Consider the following 17,531-nt stretch of genomic DNA (forward strand, 5'->3'; position numbering starts at 1 on the left):
GATTGGCCGTTGCAATCGCTGCGCAGACGCGTCTGGGCAGCTCATGTCTTCGAACTCAGCGTCCCTGATGCGTTCGAAAAGCACTTTTTCAACGGCCTGCTAGAACACCCCCAGCGCGAGCCCGGTGGCCAGCGCCTCGCCCAGCGCACGGCAGCGCTCCAGGTCCGCCGCGCCAATCTGCTTGGGAGCCAGGATCGCCTCGGGCGTCTGGGCGTGGGTGCAGACGATCAGCGGCTCGGCCACGGCCTTCAGCCGCCAGCCCGTGGCGATGCGGGCGATCTGGCGTGCGGCGTTCTGGCCGTCGCTGCCGGCGCAGACCAGGCTGGCGTAGGGCCGGCCATTGACGCGGTCCAGCACCGGGTAGTAGCAGCGATCGAAGAAGTCCTTGAGCTGGCCGCTGATGGCCGCCAGGTTTTCGGGCGTGGCGAACAGGTAGCCCTGCGCGGCCAGCACATCGTCCGGCCCCGCCTGCGCCGCGTGGAGCAGGCGCACCGACACGGCGGGCTCGGCCGCGGCGCCGGCGCGCGCGGCCTCGGCCATCTGGCTCGTGCCGCCGGTCAGCGAGTGGTAGACGATCAGCAGGGTCTGGGGCGCATCCATGCGGCAAGCATAGACCGTTGCCCATGCGGGCGACCACCACCCTGCGGAGAGCGCGTGGCGTCAGAACGCGTCTTCATCCAGTGCCGCGCAGGTCAGGTCACGCTGGCGCACCACCTGCAGCCAAGCACCGATGTGCGGCAATTCATAGTGGTAAAAATAGCGTGCAGCGCCCATCCTTCCAGCGCTAGCAGCTATTGAAAGAGTAGCATCCCGTGCGAGCACGCTGCACGCCACGTCCAGCCACACCCAGGCCAGCACGGTGTGGCCGAAGGCCTGCATGTAGGGCACGGCGTTGGCCAACGCCTCGGTAGGGTTGCCGGTGGCCCAGGCGGCCTGCGTGGCTTCGCCCACGTCCTGCAGGGCCTGGGCCAGCTGGTCCGCCCAGGCGGCGAGTTCCGGATGCTTGCGCGCCTGGGCAATGGTGGCGCCAATGGTGCGCGCCAGCAGCTGCAGGCCTGCGCCGCCCTGCATCACCACCTTGCGGCCCAGCAGGTCGGCGGCCTGGATGCCGTGCGTGCCCTCGTGGATCATGTTCAGACGGTTGTCGCGCCAGTACTGCTCCACGGGGAAGTCGCGCGTGTAGCCGTAGCCGCCGTGGATCTGGATCGCCAGGCTGTTGGCCTCCAGGCAGAACTCGCTGGGCCAGCTCTTGGCGATGGGGGTCAACACCTCCAGCAGCAGCCTCGCATCCTGCGCCGCCTGCGGCTCGCCCGTGCGGCCCTCGTCCACCAGCCGCGCGCAGTACAGGTTGAGCGCCAGCGCGCCCTCGCAGTAGCTCTTTTGCGCAAGCAGCATGCGCTTGATGTCCGCGTGCCGGATCAGCGGCACCTGCGGCTGGCTCGCGTCCTTGCCGGCACTGCCCGCGGCGCTGGTGCTGCCCTGTACCGGGCGGCCCTGCAGCCGCGTTCTGGCGTAGTCCAGGCTGGCGTAGTAGCCTGCCAGGCCCAGCGTGGTTGCCGCCATGCCGATGGCGATGCGTGCCTCGTTCATCATGTGGAACATGCACTTCAGGCCCTCGCCCGGCCGGCCCACGAGGTAGCCGATGGCGCCGGCGCCGCCGCGCACGGGGTACCTGCCCTCGCCAAAATTCAGCAGCGTGTTGGTGGTGCCGCGCCAGCCCAGCTTGTGGTTCAGTCCGGCCAGCGCCACGTCGTTGCGCTCACCCGTCAGTTGGCCATCGGTATCCACCAGCTTCTTGGGCACGATGAAGAGCGAAATGCCCTTCACTCCCGGCACCAGCTTGCCGTCCGGCCCGGGGATCTTGGCGAGCACCAGGTGCACGATGTTCTCGGTCAGCTCATGGTCGCCCGAGCTGATCCACATCTTGTTGCCACGCAGGCGGTAGCGCGGGCCCAGCGGGTCGACCTCGAAGTCTGCGCCGTCGGCCTCGGCGCGCGTGGTGATGTCGCTCAAGGACGAGCCTGCCTGCGGCTCCGAAAGACACATGGTGCCCGCCCAGCGGCCGTTGAATTCGTTGGCGGCAAACACCTGCTGCTGCAGGGGCGTGCCGTGCACCAGGATGGCGTTGGCGTTGCCCGTGGTCAGCAGGTTGGAGCCAATGCTGATCGACGCGCAGCCAAAGAAACTGTTGGCCGCCGACTCCACGACATACGGCAGTTGCATGCCGCCCAGCGCATAGTCCTGCGCCGCGCTGAGCATGCCGCTGTCGGCAAACGCCTGGCGTGCGTCGTGCGTGCATTGGGGCAGGATGACGCGCTCACCGTCGAACTGGGGCTCCTGCGTGTCCACCGTGCGGTTGAACGGCGCGTACTTCTCGCGCGCGATGCGCTCGCAGGTGTCCAGCACAGCGTCAAACGTCTCGCGCGAGTGGTCCGCAAAGCGCTCGCGCGCATTGAGCGATTCAGCCTGGAGCCAGTCGTAGAGCAGGAAGTCGAGCGTGGAGCGCAGGGAGGTGGTCATGCGCGAAATTATGGAAGGGATGGGCCGATGAAGCCTGTCCGCTGGGTGACGCGCACCGCGGGGGTCCATTGGATCGCGCGCTGGAACACCGGGGCTTTGGCCAAATCACCGTCTCGGCGTCTCGGTATTGCCCGTGATTCAGGCGTACGAAGCGGTGGCCATAGACGGCCCGGCCGTTTCGACGCGGTTGCGTCCCGCGGCTTTGCCACGGTACAGAGCCGCGTCGGCCTGTTGCAGGGCTGCCTCCAAGGCGTGTGCATCTGCAAAGCCCTGTGAAACCCCGACCGTGACCGTGCACTGCAGCGGATGACCGCCCTCTGCAATGTCGATGGTTTGCGTCTCGATGGCTGCACGCAATCGCTCCGCCATGTGCATGGCCCCGGGAAAGTCGGTGTGCAGGCAGATCACCGCGAACTCTTCCCCGCCCAGACGGCTTACCAAATCGCCACGGCGCGCCGTGGCCTGGAGTATCTCCGCAACACGGCACAGGACGGTGTCTCCGGCGTGGTGGCCGTAGGTGTCGTTGATCCGCTTGAAATGGTCAACGTCAACAACGAGCAAGTGCGCATGCTCCGCCCGGCGCTGGTTGAAAGACAGCTGCAGCGCCTCGGTGAGACCTCGCCGATTGAGCAACTGCGTCATCGGGTCCCGCGCAGCGATATGGCGCAACTGATCGGTCAAGCGGCGCAGAACCAGCCAGACGATCGATGGCGGCAGCACCGTGGCCAGGAATGACATGTAGATGTAGAACACCAGTTGGAACTGGCGGTCCATCTGCAATGCATCCAGGCCGCCATCCAGAAGCTTCATGAACTTGAGCGCGTTGAGTACGCATATGCCGCTGATCAGCGCGGCAAAAAAGACCATCTCGCCATACAGATCCTTGGCAAATGTGCGAGCGCCGTAGATGACCGTCAGGGCCATCACAAAAAACAGGAGTGCCGATCCCCCTGAAAGCATGGCGTAGCGTGCCACCGGCCCCAAGCTCCATTGCACCAGTACCTGCGCAAGGCTGTAGAGCGCCGCAAATACGAGAAGTGGAGACAGCAAGGGGACGGCGTGCCCAAAAAAACGCATGGCTCCGAGCCAGTAAACCACCGGGGAGGCCAGCGTCAGCGTGTGGTTCACCACACTCATCGGACTCCAGGCGGGGCCGCCCTCCAGCAGCTGCAGCACATAGGCGGAGCCCAGCAGAAAGTTGCCGAGCGCGAAAAGATCCATCCCCATTTTTTGCCCATGCAGCCGCTTGCTGATCAGCAAGAACATCACCGCAAAGCACAGCAGATGCGCGCAGAGCATGCCAACGAGAACGCTTGCGACCATGGGGGTGTTCAAAGGAGAGTTGACCGACTCTTTGGCGAGTCGTCCAAGCCAGGAAGACAGGCAGGGATTGTTGTAACAACCAGTAATTCAGAGAAGTTTAATCGTCCGCACACGCAGCCGCCTGCTGGGCGGCACTTCAGGACGCTTGCAGCACCCTCCAGCGGCTGGCCCGCTGCGTCGCTCCCTGTACAGGAACCCGTGTCACAAAAATATCGCTCGTTTCTCCTGCTACCGCCCATGCAGCAAGCGCAGACAGCTATCAAAACAAAAGCAAACGCCCCGCGCAGACCACATCGTCTGCGCGGGGCGCTTGTTATTTCAGTCCGAAAGCGGATCGGCGCTTACAGCACTTCAAACACGCCCGCCGCGCCCATACCGCCACCGATGCACATGGTCACGCACACGCGCTTGGCACCGCGGCGCTTGCCTTCGATGAGGGCGTGGCCCGTGAGGCGTTGGCCCGAAACACCATAGGGGTGGCCCAGAGCGATGGCGCCGCCGTTCACGTTCAGGCGGTCGGCGGGAATGCCCAGCTTGTCGCGGCAGTACAGCACCTGCACGGCGAAGGCTTCGTTCAGCTCCCACAGGTCGATGTCCTGCACCGTCAGGCCCAGTTTCTTGAGCACCTTGGGTACGGCGAACACGGGGCCGATGCCCATTTCGTCAGGCTCGCAACCGGCCACGGCAAAGCCCAGGAAGCGGCCCAGGGGCTGGAGGTTGTTGCGAGCAGCGTAGTCCTCGCCCACCACCACGCAGGCGCCCGCGCCGTCCGAGAACTGGCTGGCGTTGCCCGCCGAGATCAGCCCGCCAGGCATGGCCGGGCGGATACCGCTGATGCCTTCCTTGGTGGTGCCCTCGCGCGTGCCCTCGTCGCGGCTCACGGTGACCTGCTTGGTGATCAGGCCCAGCGTCTTGTCCGCGATGCCCGCGGTGACGGTGATGGGCGCGATCTCGGCGTCGAACAGGCCGGCTGCCTGGGCGGCGCAGGCCTTTTGCTGGCTGGCGGCGCCATACTCGTCCATCGCGTCGCGGCCGATGTGGTAGCGCTTGGCCACCTGCTCGGCGGTCTGCAGCATGCTCCAGTAGATCTCGGGCTTTTGCTTGGCCAGGGCCAGGTCCTGGATCATGTGCAGGTTCATCTCCTGCTGCACGCACGAGATGCTCTCCACGCCACCAGCCACATACACCTCGCCCTCGCCCGCGATGATGCGCTGCGCGGCGGTGGCGATGGTCTGCAGGCCCGAGGAGCAGAAGCGGTTGATGGTCATGCCCGACGTGGTGACGGGCAGGCCGGCCTTGAGCGCGATCTGGCGCGCGATGTTCATGCCGGTGGCGCCTTCGGGATTGGCGCAGCCCATGATGACATCATCGACGGCGGCGGGGTCAATGCCCGCGCGCTGCACGGCGTGCTGTACGGCGTGGCCGCCCAGCGTGGCGCCGTGGGTCATGTTGAACGAGCCCTTCCAGCTCTTGGCGAGCGGCGTGCGGGCGGTGGAAACGATCACTGCGGAGGTCATTGCAATATTCCTTGTTCTGCGTGCTTCAGGCGGACGAACGGGCGCTCAGGCAAAGGCCTTGCCTTCGGCGGCCAGCCGGGCCAGCAGCGGCGCGGGCTCCCAGGCGCGTGCGTCATCCAGCGGGTTGCGGGCAAAGCGCTTCATGGACTGCACCACGTTGAACAGGCCCACTTCGCTGGCGTAGTGCATGGGACCGCCGCGGTGGATGGGGAAGCCGTAGCCGGTCAGGTACACCATGTCGATGTCGCCCGACTTGCTGGCAATGCCCTCTTCCAGGATCTTGGCGCCCTCGTTGACCAGCGCATAGACCAGGCGCTGCACGATCTCCTCGTCGCTCACCTTGCGCGGCGTGATGCCCAGGGCCTTGCGGTGCGCCTCGATCATCTGGTTCACCACGTCGCTGGGAATCGCGTCACGCTTGCCAGCCTGGTAGTCGTACCAGCCCGCCCCGGTCTTCTGGCCGAAGCGTCCCATCTCGCACAGCAGGTCGGCCGTCTTGCTGTACTTCATGTCGGGCTGCTCGACGGCGCGGCGCTTGCGGATAGCCCAGCCGATGTCGTTGCCGGCCAGGTCGCCCATGCGGAACGGGCCCATGGCGAAGCCGAACTTCTCGATGGCCTTGTCCACCTGCTGGGGCGTGCAGCCTTCGTCCAGCAGGAAGCCGGCCTGCTGGCTGTAGCGCTCGATCATGCGGTTGCCGATGAAACCGTCGCACACGCCAGAGACCACGGCCGTCTTCTTGATCTTCTTGGCCAAGGCCATCACGGTGGCCAGCACGTCCTTGGCCGTGGCCTTGCCGCGCACCACTTCCAGCAGCTTCATCACGTTGGCGGGACTGAAGAAGTGCATGCCCACCACGTCCTGCGGACGCTGGGTGAAGGCGGCGATTTTGTCCACGTCCAGCGTGGAGGTGTTGGACGCCAGGATGGCGCCGGGCTTGGCCACGGCGTCGAGCTGCTTGAACACGGCTTCCTTCACGCCCAGTTCCTCGAACACGGCCTCAATGATCAGGTCGCAGTCCTTCAGGTCGGCATAGTTCAGCGTAGTGGACAGCAGGGCCATGCGCTGCTGGTACTTGTCTTCTTTGAGCTTGCCCTTCTTGACCTGGGCTTCGTAATTCTTCTGGATCGTGCCGATGCCGCGGTCCAGCGCCTCCTGCTTCATCTCCAGGATGGTCACGGGGATGCCCGCGTTCAGGAAGTTCATGCTGATGCCGCCACCCATGGTGCCCGCACCGATCACGCCGACCTTCTTGATATCCCGCTTGGGAGTCTCGGACGGGACGTCGGGGATCTTGCTCGCGGCACGCTCCGCAAAGAACAGGTGGCGCAGCGCGCGCGACTCGGGCGTCCACATCAGGTTGATGAACAGCTCGCGCTCGTACGCCAGGCCGTCGGCAAACTTGCGCTTGGTGGCCGCCTCCACGGCGTCCACGCACTTGGCGGGCGCGGGGAAGTTCTTGGCCATGCCCTTGACCATGTTGCGTGCGAACTGGAAGTACGCATCGCCCTCGGGGTGCTTGCACGGCAGGTTGCGTACCAGCGGCAGCGGGCGCACGTCCGCCACGCTTCGGGCGAAGGCCAGCGCCTCCTCGGCCAGCGACTCGGGCGACGCGGTCATCTTGTCGAACAGCTTCTGGCCGGGCACGGCGCCGATCATCTCGCTCTTGACCGGCTCGCCGCTGACGATCATGTTCAGCGCTGCCTCCACCCCCACCACGCGCGGCAGGCGCTGCGTGCCGCCCGCGCCGGGCAGGATGCCCAGCTTCACCTCGGGCAGCGCCACGTTGCAGCCGGGCGCGGCCACACGGTAGTGGCAGCCCAGGGCCAGCTCCAGCCCGCCGCCCATGCAGACGGTGTGGATGACAGCCACCACGGGCTTGGTGCAGTACTCGACGGCGTTGATGACGGAGTGCAGATTGGGCTCCTGCAGCGACTTGTCGGTGCCGAACTCCTTGATGTCGGCGCCACCCGAGAAGGCGCCGCCCGCGCCGGTGATGACGATGGCCTTGACGGCCGCGTCGGCCTGGGCGCGATCGAGGCCATCGACGACGCCCTGGCGCGTGGCCAGGCCAAGCCCGTTGACGGGCGGGTTGTTGAGGGTGATCACGGCCACGTCGCCGTGGACCTGGTATTCAGCCGTCATGCTGTCGTTCCTCTTGAATCTCGGGTGGATGAAAGAAAAGTACGCTCGTGCGTTTTTAGCACGCAAGTCTAGAGGCAGGGGTCGCAGTTTTTTGTCTCAGCCGGGACAAGCACGCCGCGCACACCAACGTCTAACTATCCTTTTGATAGCTAACAGCACTCATCCACAAAGGGCTAGAGGCCAATGAGGCCCTCAAACCTCCAGCCACTCCTTGCGTACATAGCTGTTGGCACGCAGCTCGTCGGGCGTGCCCTGAAAGACGATGCTGCCGTGCCCCATGACCAGCGCGCGGTCGGAGATGGTCATAGCGATGGTGAGTTTTTGCTCGATGAGCAGCACGGAGATGCCCCGCTGCTTGAGCCGCGTCAGGTACTCGCCCACCAGTTCGACGATTTTGGGCGCCAGCCCCTCGGTGGGCTCGTCGATGATGATGAGGTCCGGGTCGCCCATGAGCGTGCGGCACAGGGTCAGCATCTGCTGCTCGCCGCCGGACATGACGCCCGCCTCGATGTTGCGGCGCTCCTTCAGGCGCGGGAACATCTCGTACATGTCGTCAAAGCTCCAGCGGCTATCCCTGCCACTGCCCTTCTGGCCCAGCAGCAGGTTCTGGTGCACGGTGAGGTTGGGAAATACGTCGCGGCTTTCGGGCACGTAGCCGATGCCCAGATGGGCGATCTCGTAGGCCTTCCTGCCATTGAGATCCTGGCCCTTCCACTGCAGCGTGCCCTGCCAGTCCACCAGGCCCATCACGGCCTTGGCCGCGGTGGAGCGGCCGGAGCCGTTGCGGCCCAGCAGCGCGACGATCTCGCCCGGCTGCACGTCAAATCCCACGCCGTGCAGCACATGGCTCTTGCCGTAGTAGGCGTGCAGGTTTTCGACTTTCAGCATGTCTCAGTGTCCCCCGGCCTGCTGCGCGGCAATGACGGAGCCCAGGTAGGCTTCCTGCACGCGCGGGTTGGCGCGTACGTTCTCGGGCGTGTCGAAGGCGATCACCTCGCCATACACCACCACGGCGATCTTGTCGGCCAGGCCGAAGACCACGCCCATGTCGTGCTCCACGGTCAGCAGGGTGCGGCCCTGCGTGACCTCCTTGATGAGGTGGATGAAGCGCGTGGTCTCGCTCTTGCTCATACCCGCAGTGGGCTCATCCAGCAGGATGACGCTGGCGCCGCCGGCGATGGTGATCCCGATCTCCAGAGCGCGCTGCTCGGCATAGGTCAGGTTCATGGCCAGGGTGTCGCGCTTCTTGTCCAGCTTGATCATCTCCATGAGCTGCGTGGCCCGGTCGTTGGCATCCTGCAACCTGGACAGGAAGCGCCAGAACGCATAGCGGTACCCCAGGCTCCACAGCACGCCGCAGCGCAGGTTCTCGAACACGCTGAGCTTGGGAAAGATGTTGGTGATCTGGAAGCTGCGCGACAGCCCCATGCGGTTGATCTCGAACGGCTGCTTGCCGTCGATGCGCGCGCCGTGCAGCAGCACCTCGCCGCTGGTGGGCGCGAACCGCCCGCTGACGAGGTTGAACAGCGTGGACTTGCCCGCGCCGTTGGGTCCGATGACGGCCACGCGTTCGCCGGGCCGTACCGCCAGGTTGGCGCCGCGGATGATCTCGGTCTTGCCGAAGCTCTTGCGCAGGTCGCGCAGCTCCAACGCATAGGTTGCCTGGTCCGCCATCAGCCTGCCTCCCCACGCTTGATCTCGTGCTCGATCTCTTCCTGGATCGCACCCCACTGCCGCATGAACTGCCTGCGACAGAGTTCGAACAGCCCTACGCCGGTCACCAGCACGAAGCCGGCGCCGAACCAGCTCGCCACGCTCTTGGCGTTCAGCGTCGCACCCAGAAACTCCAGCTGCGGCCCCAGCGCCTCGTTCAGCTGCAGGTGATAAGTCATCTCGATCATCGCTGCGGCCCCCAGCACCGCCACCAGTGCCGTTCCACCCAGCGCCAGGTAGGCGCTGATGATGCCGCGCAGCTTGCCGTACTTGGCCAGGCGCAGATTCATCATGATCAGGCTGGCAATGCCGCCAGGCGCATACATGACCATGAACAGGAACACCAGGCCCAGGTACAGCAGCCAGGCCTTGGACAGCTCGGACAGCAGCACCGACGCCAGCACCAGCAGCACGGCGCCGATGATGGGGCCGAAGAAGAACGTGGCCCCGCCCAGGAAGGTGAACAGCAGGTAGCTGCCCGAGCGCACCACGCTCACGCTGTCAGCGGCCGTGACGATCTCGAAGTTGATGGCCGCCAGCGCCCCGCCGATGCCCGCAAAGAACCCAGCGATGATGAAGGCGAAGTAGCGCACGCGCTGCGTGTTGTAGCCGATGAACTCCACACGCTCGGGGTTGTCGCGCACGGCGTTGAGGATGCGCCCCAGCGGCGTGCCCGTGAAGGCGAACATGGCGGCCGTGCACACGAAACAATACGCGGAGATCAGGTAGTACACCTGGATCGCCGGGCCGAACGTGATGCCCAGTACCGGCTGGCCGTACACGCGGTCCGTGGTGATGCCGCCTTCGCCCCCGAAGAACTCGGGGAACATCAGCGCCATGGAGGCCACGAGTTCGCCGATGCCCAGTGTGATCATCGCGAAGGTGGTGCCGGACTTCTTGGTGGTGACATAGCCCAGCAGCACGGCGAAGAACATGCCCGCTAGCCCTCCCACCAGCGGCATCAGCACCAGCGGGATGGGTAGTCGCCCTTCGCTGGCCATGTTGATGGCGTGCACCGCCAGGAACGAGCCCAGGCCGGTGTACACGGCGTGGCCGAAGCTCAGCATGCCGCCCTGCCCCAGGAGGATGTTGTACGACAGGCAGATGATGATCGCGTAGCCGATCTGCGACAGCATCGTCAGCGCCAGGCTGCTGGTGAACAGCTGGGGCGCCACGACGAGCGCCAGGGCAAACAGGCTCCAGATGACGATGCGCCCCACATTCAAGGGTTTGAAGCGGTAGTACCGCACGGCGCCCCCGGCGGCCGCGGTCGAAGGTGCAGAGGAAGTGGTGTGCATGGCCTTTCAATCCTCCCGCGTGCCCAGCAGGCCCTTGGGCCGGAAGATCAGGATCAGAACGAGGAACAGGTACGGCAGGATCGGCGCCACCTGCGAGATGGTGAGCTTGAATAGCGGATAGCCAAAGGTCTGTTCGGTGACCTGCACGCCCAGCCGGGCGAAGGCATGCACCAGCGAATAGTCCAGCGCCACCGCAAAGGTCTGCACCAGTCCGATGATGAGTGACGCCAGGAACGCCCCCGCCAGCGACCCCATGCCCCCGACCACCACCACCACGAAGATGATGGAGCCCACCGAGGCCGCCATGGCCGGCTCGGTCACGTAGGTGTTGCCGCCGATCACGCCGGCCAGCCCCGCCAGCGCGCAGCCGCCGCCAAACACCAGCATGAACACGCGCGGCACGTTGTGGCCCAGGGCCTCCACCATGTGCGGATGCTTGAGCGCCGCCTGGATCACCAAACCGATGCGGGTGCGCGTGAGCAGCAGCCAGACCGACAGCAGCATCAGCACCGCCACCAGCATGACGAAGGAACGCGACTTGGGAAACTGCGTGCCGTACAGGGTGAAGAGCGGCCCCTGCAGTTGGGCAGGCAGGCCATAGGGCACGGTGGAGCGCCCCCACACCAGCTGCACCACCTCCAGGATCAGGTACGACAGGCCAAAGGTGACCAGCAGCTCGGGCACATGGCCGAACTTGTGCACGCGGCGCAGCGCATAGCGCTCGAAGACCGCGCCCAACGCCCCCACCAGCAGCGGTGCCACCACCAGCGCGGGCCAGAAGCCGATGGCACCCGACAAGGTGTACGCAAAGTACGCGCCCAGCATGTAGAAACTGGTGTGCGCGAAGTTGAGCACGCCCATCATGCTGAAGATCAGCGTCAGTCCCGAACTCAGCATGAACAGCAGCAGACCGTAGCTGACGCCGTTGAGCAGGGAGATCACGAAAAACTCAAGATTCATCGCAAGACCGCGCAGCAGGTGAAAAAAAGGCCCGAGGAGACTCGGGCCCCAAAGGTCGTCCCACCAGGAACTACATCAGGAAGGCCGCTTCATCTGGCACGACGTGGGCGTGCTGGCCACATAGGGCTCGTAGTACTTCACCGGTACGAAGGTGTAGCCGGTGTTCTCGGCATCGCGGGGATACTTGTCGCCCGCCTTTTCCCAGCGGGTCACGAACAGGCCCTGCTGCAACTGGTGGTCGGACTTGCGCATCTCCACTTCGCCGTTGAAGCTGTTGAACTTCATGCCTTCCATCGCAGCAGCCACCTTCACGGGGTCGGTGGACTTGGCCTTCACGAAGGCGGAATCCAGCATGGAGAAGGCGTGGTACACGGCGCCGGTGTACATGTCGTCGTTGAACTTCTTCTTGTAGTCGCCCATGATGCGACCGATCTCGCCCGGCAGGTTCAAGTGGTTGTACGACACCATGTACACCCGGCCCGCGGCGCCTGCGCCCATGGCCGTGGGGCTGCCTGTCACGCCGCCGTAATAGGTGTAGAAGTTCACGTTGTTCAGGCCTGCATCGTTGGCGGCCTTGATGAGCAGCGCGAGGTCGGAGCCCCAGTTGCCCGTGATCACCGTGTCCGCACCCGACTGCTTGATCTTGGCGATGTAGGGCGCGAAGTCGCGCACCTGCGCCAGCGGGTGCAGGTCGTCGCCCACGATCTGCACGTCAGGGCGCTTGCGCTTGAGGTTCTCCTTGGCGTACTTGGAGACCTGATGTCCGTGCGAATAGTTCTGGTTGATCAGGTACACCTTCTGGACCTCAGGATGGTCCTTGATGAAGGTGGTCATGGCCTCCATCTTCATGGAGGTGTCGGCATCCAGGCGGAAGTGCCAGTAGCTGCACTTGCTGTTGGTGAGGTCAGGGTCCACCGCCGCGTAGTTCAGGTAGACGACTTCCTTGCCCGGGTTGCGCGCGTTGTGCTTTTCCAGTGCGTCGATGATGGCCAGCGCCGGGCCCGAACCATTGCCCTGCACCACGTAGCGCGCACCCTGGTCCATGGCGGAGCGCAGTGCGCTGGTGGTCTCCTGCGGGCTGAGCTTGTTGTCGATGCCGATGATCTCGAACTTCACGCCCGACGCGTTCTTCTTGTTGAACTCCTCGGAGATGAACTGGAAGCTCTTGAGCTGGTTGGTGCCCACTGCGGCCATGAGGCCCGACAGCGGATCGAGCCAGGCGATCTTGACGGTTTCCCCTTTTTGGGCGAATGCGCCGCCAGCACATGCAAAGATTGCGCTAGCAGCTACCATTTTGATAGCGAACTTCATGCCTCGTCTCCTTGTGAGAATGAATACGCCGCAGCGTACAAGGGATGCAACGAGGCGCCGTTCAGGGATTGCCCCTAGCAGCTATCACCCATGTGACCGGCGCGCAGGAACAGTCCCTTGCGCACCGGCCGGGGCGCGCTCACAGGCCGGGCAACTGGTAGCCCGCCAATTGCTCGCGCAGGCGGGTCTTGAGCATCTTGCCGGTGGCGCCCAGCGGGATCGCATCGACGAACACCACGTCATCGGGGATCTGCCACTTGGCGGTCTTGCCCTCGTAGAACTTGAGCAGTTCCTCGCGCGTGACCTGGGCACCCGGACGCAGGGCCACCACGACGATCGGGCGTTCATCCCACTTGGGGTGCGGCATGCCGATGCAGGCAGCCATCGCCACGGCAGGGTGCGCCATGGCGATGTTCTCGATGTCGATGGAGCTGATCCACTCGCCGCCGGACTTGATCACGTCCTTGCTGCGGTCGGTGATCTGCATGAAGCCGTCCGGGTCGATGGTGGCCACATCCCCCGTGGGAAACCAGCCACGCCCCTGCTCATCCCTTATGAGCGGGCTCTCACCCTTGTAGTAGGTGTCCAGGATCCAGGGGCCGCGCACCAGCAGATCGCCATAGGTCTTGCCGTCCCAGGGCTGCTCCTTTCCGTCAGCCCCGACGATCTTCATGTCCACACCATAGATGGCACGGCCCTGCTTTTGCAGGATGTGCATCTGCTCGTCCTTGCCCATCTGCAGGTGCTTGTTCTTGAGCGTGCACAGCGTGCCCAGCGGGCTCATCTCGGTCATGCCCCAGGCGTGCAGCACGGACACGCCGTACTCGTCCTGGAAGGCCGTGATCATGGCGGGCGGGCAGGCCGACCCGCCGATGACTGTGCGGCGCAGGGTGCTGAACTTCAGGCCCGCGGACTTCACATGGTTGAGCAGCATCTGCCACACGGTGGGCACGCCCGCGGCAAAGGTCACGCCCTCGGCCTCGATGAGGTCATGGACCGACTTGCCGTCCAGCGCCGGGCCGGGGAATACCACCTTGCAGCCCGTGAGGGCCGCCGAGTACGGGATACCCCAGGCGTTGACGTGGAACATCGGCACCACGGGCAGCACTGCGTCGCGCGCCGAGAGGTTCATCACATCGGGCAGCGCAGCGGCATAGGCATGCAGCGTGGTGGAGCGGTGGCTGTACAGCGCCGCCTTGGGGTTGCCCGTGGTGCCGCTGGTGTAGCACATGCTGGAGGCGGAGTTCTCGTCGAACGTGGGCCACTGGTATTCGGCCGACGCGCCGCCGATCCAGTCTTCATAGCTGGTGAGGCCTGGGATGCCCGAGTCCGCAGGCAGCTTGTCGCTGTCGCACAGCGCCACCCATTTCTTGACCGTGGGGCACTTGGCATGCACGGCCTGCACCAGCGGCAGGAAGGTCATGTCGAAGCACAGCACCTGGTCCTCGGCATGGTTCACGATCCAGGCGATCTGGTCAGGGTGCAGGCGCGGGTTGATGGTGTGTAGCACGCGGCCCGAGCCGCTCACGCCGAAGTACATCTCCATGTGGCGGTAGCCATTCCAGGCGAGCGAGGCCACGCGGTCGCTGAACTGCAGGCCCAGCCCATCCAGGGCATTGGCCAGTTGGCGCGAACGCCGGGCCAGGTCGCGATAGGTGTAGCGATGGATGTCCCCCTCCACGCGGCGCGAGACGATTTCCCCGTCGCCATGGTGACGCTCAGCGAACGAGATCAACGAGGAAATCAAGAGAGGTTGGCTCTGCATCAGGCCCAGCATGGATGCTCCTTTGGTAATGAATTGTGGGTGTACGAAGACTGCACCATCGTAGCGGGGAACATGGGGCTTTCCAGCCACGGAGCCATCCGGAGAAATCCCACGTTCGCGCCGGCCCCCGCGCACAAGGCCTTGGCCCAGGGCGGGGCATAGGGGCCCGGGGGACAATCCCCGCATGACGTTTGCCTCCACCCCTGACGCTACCCCGGTCGCGCCACTGGTGCCCGCCTGGCAGCCGGGCTTCGCCGCGCTGGGCTCGGCCTTCTTCACGCCGCTGCGCCCCACTCCCCTGCCCCAGCCTCACTGGGTGGGCACCTGCGCCGAGGTAGGCGCCTTGCTGGGCCTGCCCGAAGCCTGGCAGCAGCGCGACGACGCACTGCAGGCCTTCACAGGCAACACCCTGCTGCCCGGCAGCCAGCCGCTGGCCAGCGTGTACAGCGGCCACCAGTTCGGCGTGTGGGCCGGCCAGTTGGGCGATGGCCGTGCCATCCTGCTGGGCGAAACCGCCACGGGCCAAGAGGTGCAGCTCAAGGGTAGCGGGCGCACGCCCTATTCGCGCATGGGCGACGGCCGCGCCGTGCTGCGATCGTCGATCCGCGAATTCCTGTGCAGCGAAGCCATGCATGCGCTGGGCATACCGACCACGCGCGCGCTGTGCGTGACCGGTTCGCCCGCGCCCGTGCAGCGCGAGGAGGTGGAAACCGCCGCCGTGGTCACGCGCGTGGCTCCCAGCTTCATCCGTTTCGGCCACTTCGAGCACTTCGCGGCGCGCGGCCAGGAAGCCGAGCTGCGCGCCCTGGCCGACTACGTGATCGACCGCTACTACCCCAACTGCCGCCGCTCGCAGGAATGGGAAGGCAACGCCTATGCCGCACTGCTGCATGCCGTGAGCGAGCGCACCGCTGCACTGCTGGCGCAATGGCAGGCCGTGGGTTTTTGCCATGGCGTCATGAACACCGACAACATGAGCATCCTGGGCCTCACGATGGACTACGGGCCTTTCCAGTTCCTGGATGCTTTCGACCCCGGACACATCTGCAATCACAGCGACGTACGCGGCCGCTACGCCTTCGACCGCCAGCCCAGCGTGGCGTACTGGAACCTGTTGTGTCTGGCCCAGGCGCTGCTGCCGCTGATCGGCGAGGTGGACACAGCGCGCGCCGCGCTGCAGTCGTACGAAGGCAGCTTTGGCCGGCAGTTCCTGGCGCGCATACGCGCCAAGCTCGGCCTGCAGCAGGCGCGCGAAGGCGACGCCGCTTTGGTCGATGGCCTGTTGCGGCTGCTGGCCGCCGACCGCGTGGACTACCCCATCTTCTGGCGTCGGCTGTCCGGTGCAGTAGCCACGGAGGATTTCGAACCCGTGCGCGATCTGTTCCTGGACCGTGCAGCTCTGGACGCCTGGTTGCTACAATATAAGGAGCTATTAGCGCTTGATGGATGGGCGATAGCAGCCGATTTGATGCATAAAACCAATCCACGCTTCGTGCTGCGCAACCACCTGGGCGAACAGGCGATTCGCGCCGCGAAACTCGGGGACTTCTCCGAACTCCAAATATTGCAAAGGTTGCTGGCGCGCCCCTTCGACGACCACCCGGGGCACGAGGCCTACGCCGGCTTTCCGCCCGACTGGGCGTCCTCCATCTCCATCAGCTGTTCCTCATGACCTACCCCATCCAGAAAACCGAAGACGAATGGCAGGCGCTGCTGCAGGCCAAGGGCGCCGAGCCCGCGGCTTACCAGGTCACGCGTCACGCGGCCACCGAGCGGCCCTTCAGCGGCAAGTACGAAGGCCACTGGGCCGACGGCAGTTACCACTGCGTCTGCTGCGGCGCCAAGCTGTTCGACTCCGACACCAAGTTCGACGCGGGCTGCGGCTGGCCCAGCTTCTCGCTTGCCGTGCCCGGTGCCATTCGGGAGATCGAGGACCGCAGCCACGGCATGGTGCGCACCGAGACCGTGTGTGCACAATGCGGGGCCCACCTGGGCCATGTCTTCCCCGACGGCCCGGCTCCTTCGGGTCTGCGCTATTGCATGAACTCCGCCTCGCTCGATTTTGAACCCCCGGCGCCATGAAACTGCTCATCGACTTCTTTCCGATCATCCTGTTCTTCGCCGCATTCAAGGTCTGGGGCATCTACGTGGCCACGGCCGTGGCGATTGCCGCCACCGTCGTGCAGATCGGCTACATCCGCCTCAAGCACGGCAAGGTCGAACCCCTGCAATGGCTGAGCCTGGGCGTCATCGTGCTGTTCGGCGGCGCCACCCTGCTGGCACACAGCGAAACCTTCATCAAATGGAAGCCCACCGTGCTCTACTGGCTCATGGGCGGCACCTTGCTCGTCGGCCAGTTGATGTTCCGCAAAAACTTCATCCAGTCACTCATGGGCGCTCAGATCGATCTGCCCGCGCCCGTGTGGCGCAACCTGAACTGGGGCTGGACGGGCTTTTTCGCCACCATGGGTGTGCTCAATCTGTGGGTGGCCTACCACTTCGACACCGACACCTGGGTGAACTTCAAACTGTTCGGAGGCATCGGCCTGATGTTCGCTTTCGTCATTGCCCAGGCGCTGTACCTGAGCCGCCACGTCAAGGATGAGGGCGATGCCGCGCCCAAGGACCTGCAACCATGAACACCACGCCCTCCATCGCTATCACGGCAGAGGCCATGGCCGAACGCCTGCGCGCCGCACTATCGCCCACCCATCTGGAAGTGGTGGACGAAAGCTGGCAGCACGAAGGCCATGCCGGCGCCAATGGAACCGGGTTTGGCACCCATTTCCGCGTGCGCATCGCGTCACCGTTATTTACAGGCAAGCGCAAGGTTGCACAGCATCGCCTTGTGTATGATGCGCTGCAGATTTTCATTGACCAAGGCGCCCACGCCATTGCCATTGAAACTCTCTGAAACAACCCCGCTCCAAGGGCGTTGCAGCCAGTCGGCTGCAGCCTATTTCCCAATCAGTGGATTCT

General features: G+C 64.9%; 15 protein-coding genes. 4 read left to right on the forward strand and 11 right to left on the reverse strand.

What is annotated here, in order from left to right; genetic code table 11:
* Positions 1-99: 99 nt before the first annotated feature.
* The 11 genes from DTPSY_RS10125 to DTPSY_RS10175 form a co-directional block, all read right to left on the reverse strand.
* Positions 100-600, reverse strand: coding sequence for a flavodoxin family protein (locus DTPSY_RS10125; RefSeq protein ID WP_015913510.1), 501 nt, complete (start codon positions 598-600; stop codon positions 100-102).
* A gap of 60 nt (positions 601-660) precedes the next feature.
* A complete protein-coding gene (locus DTPSY_RS10130) occupies positions 661-2,520 on the reverse strand; it encodes an acyl-CoA dehydrogenase (protein WP_015913511.1) in 1,860 nt (619 codons plus the stop codon).
* 138 nt (positions 2,521-2,658) lie between these two features.
* Positions 2,659-3,843, reverse strand: coding sequence for a GGDEF domain-containing protein (locus DTPSY_RS10135; protein ID WP_041838854.1), 1,185 nt, complete (start codon positions 3,841-3,843; stop codon positions 2,659-2,661).
* Between the two features lie 341 nt (positions 3,844-4,184).
* Entirely contained in the window at positions 4,185-5,360 is a 1,176-nt protein-coding gene (locus tag DTPSY_RS10140; protein ID WP_011804956.1) for an acetyl-CoA C-acyltransferase, read from the reverse strand.
* Between the two features lie 45 nt (positions 5,361-5,405).
* The gene (locus tag DTPSY_RS10145) at positions 5,406-7,505 is read right to left on the reverse strand and encodes a 3-hydroxyacyl-CoA dehydrogenase NAD-binding domain-containing protein (protein WP_015913513.1); all 2,100 of its coding nucleotides are present in this window, start codon (positions 7,503-7,505) and stop codon (positions 5,406-5,408) included.
* A gap of 192 nt (positions 7,506-7,697) precedes the next feature.
* Complete coding sequence (locus DTPSY_RS10150; protein ID WP_015913514.1) at positions 7,698-8,393, reverse strand: ABC transporter ATP-binding protein; 696 nt, start codon at positions 8,391-8,393, stop codon at positions 7,698-7,700.
* 3 nt (positions 8,394-8,396) lie between these two features.
* Entirely contained in the window at positions 8,397-9,179 is a 783-nt protein-coding gene (locus DTPSY_RS10155) for an ABC transporter ATP-binding protein (protein ID WP_011804953.1), read from the reverse strand.
* Entirely contained in the window at positions 9,179-10,516 is a 1,338-nt protein-coding gene (locus tag DTPSY_RS10160; protein WP_015913515.1) for a branched-chain amino acid ABC transporter permease, read from the reverse strand. The genes DTPSY_RS10155 and DTPSY_RS10160 overlap by 1 nt, the downstream gene beginning before the upstream one ends.
* Before the next feature lie 6 nt (positions 10,517-10,522).
* On the reverse strand, positions 10,523-11,476 hold the full coding sequence (locus DTPSY_RS10165; protein ID WP_011804951.1) for a branched-chain amino acid ABC transporter permease: 954 nt from the start codon (positions 11,474-11,476) through the stop codon (positions 10,523-10,525).
* A 75-nt stretch (positions 11,477-11,551) separates the two neighbouring features.
* Complete coding sequence (locus tag DTPSY_RS10170) at positions 11,552-12,787, reverse strand: branched-chain amino acid ABC transporter substrate-binding protein (RefSeq protein WP_015913516.1); 1,236 nt, start codon at positions 12,785-12,787, stop codon at positions 11,552-11,554.
* 139 nt (positions 12,788-12,926) lie between these two features.
* Entirely contained in the window at positions 12,927-14,564 is a 1,638-nt protein-coding gene (locus tag DTPSY_RS10175) for a 3-(methylthio)propionyl-CoA ligase (protein WP_015913517.1), read from the reverse strand.
* Between the two features lie 172 nt (positions 14,565-14,736).
* On the opposite strand from DTPSY_RS10175, the gene DTPSY_RS10180 reads away from it, so the two are divergent.
* The 4 genes from DTPSY_RS10180 to DTPSY_RS10195 are packed head-to-tail and all read left to right on the forward strand — an operon-like array spanning position 14,737 to position 17,466.
* Positions 14,737-16,224 carry a protein adenylyltransferase SelO gene (locus tag DTPSY_RS10180; RefSeq protein ID WP_015913518.1) on the forward strand — a complete coding sequence of 496 codons (1,488 nt, stop codon included), beginning with the start codon at positions 14,737-14,739 and terminating at the stop codon, positions 16,222-16,224.
* Positions 16,221-16,634, forward strand: a complete 414-nt coding sequence (gene msrB, locus DTPSY_RS10185) for a peptide-methionine (R)-S-oxide reductase MsrB (RefSeq protein ID WP_011804947.1) — start codon at positions 16,221-16,223, stop codon at positions 16,632-16,634. The genes DTPSY_RS10180 and msrB overlap by 4 nt, the downstream gene beginning before the upstream one ends.
* On the forward strand, positions 16,631-17,191 hold the full coding sequence (locus DTPSY_RS10190; RefSeq protein ID WP_015913519.1) for a septation protein A: 561 nt from the start codon (positions 16,631-16,633) through the stop codon (positions 17,189-17,191). The genes msrB and DTPSY_RS10190 overlap by 4 nt, the downstream gene beginning before the upstream one ends.
* Positions 17,188-17,466 carry a BolA family protein gene (locus tag DTPSY_RS10195; protein ID WP_011804945.1) on the forward strand — a complete coding sequence of 93 codons (279 nt, stop codon included), beginning with the start codon at positions 17,188-17,190 and terminating at the stop codon, positions 17,464-17,466. Before DTPSY_RS10190 ends, DTPSY_RS10195 begins: the two co-directional genes overlap by 4 nt.
* Positions 17,467-17,531: the final 65 nt, after the last annotated feature.

The sequence above is a fragment of the [Acidovorax] ebreus TPSY genome, assembly GCF_000022305.1.
In the GTDB taxonomy this organism is placed as follows: Bacteria; Pseudomonadota; Gammaproteobacteria; order Burkholderiales; family Burkholderiaceae_C; genus Diaphorobacter; species Diaphorobacter nitroreducens.

Coding starts and splice junctions, on each gene's coding strand:
- DTPSY_RS10125 (WP_015913510.1), bottom strand. CDS start 600: ATGGATGCGCCCCAGACCCTGCTGATCGTCTACCACTCGCTGACCGGC.
- DTPSY_RS10130 (WP_015913511.1), bottom strand. CDS start 2,520: ATGACCACCTCCCTGCGCTCCACGCTCGACTTCCTGCTCTACGACTGG.
- DTPSY_RS10135 (WP_041838854.1), bottom strand. CDS start 3,843: ATGGTCGCAAGCGTTCTCGTTGGCATGCTCTGCGCGCATCTGCTGTGC.
- DTPSY_RS10140 (WP_011804956.1), bottom strand. CDS start 5,360: ATGACCTCCGCAGTGATCGTTTCCACCGCCCGCACGCCGCTCGCCAAG.
- DTPSY_RS10145 (WP_015913513.1), bottom strand. CDS start 7,505: ATGACGGCTGAATACCAGGTCCACGGCGACGTGGCCGTGATCACCCTC.
- DTPSY_RS10150 (WP_015913514.1), bottom strand. CDS start 8,393: ATGCTGAAAGTCGAAAACCTGCACGCCTACTACGGCAAGAGCCATGTG.
- DTPSY_RS10155 (WP_011804953.1), bottom strand. CDS start 9,179: ATGGCGGACCAGGCAACCTATGCGTTGGAGCTGCGCGACCTGCGCAAG.
- DTPSY_RS10160 (WP_015913515.1), bottom strand. CDS start 10,516: ATGCACACCACTTCCTCTGCACCTTCGACCGCGGCCGCCGGGGGCGCC.
- DTPSY_RS10165 (WP_011804951.1), bottom strand. CDS start 11,476: ATGAATCTTGAGTTTTTCGTGATCTCCCTGCTCAACGGCGTCAGCTAC.
- DTPSY_RS10170 (WP_015913516.1), bottom strand. CDS start 12,787: ATGAAGTTCGCTATCAAAATGGTAGCTGCTAGCGCAATCTTTGCATGT.
- DTPSY_RS10175 (WP_015913517.1), bottom strand. CDS start 14,564: ATGCTGGGCCTGATGCAGAGCCAACCTCTCTTGATTTCCTCGTTGATC.
- DTPSY_RS10180 (WP_015913518.1), top strand. CDS start 14,737: ATGACGTTTGCCTCCACCCCTGACGCTACCCCGGTCGCGCCACTGGTG.
- msrB (WP_011804947.1), top strand. CDS start 16,221: ATGACCTACCCCATCCAGAAAACCGAAGACGAATGGCAGGCGCTGCTG.
- DTPSY_RS10190 (WP_015913519.1), top strand. CDS start 16,631: ATGAAACTGCTCATCGACTTCTTTCCGATCATCCTGTTCTTCGCCGCA.
- DTPSY_RS10195 (WP_011804945.1), top strand. CDS start 17,188: ATGAACACCACGCCCTCCATCGCTATCACGGCAGAGGCCATGGCCGAA.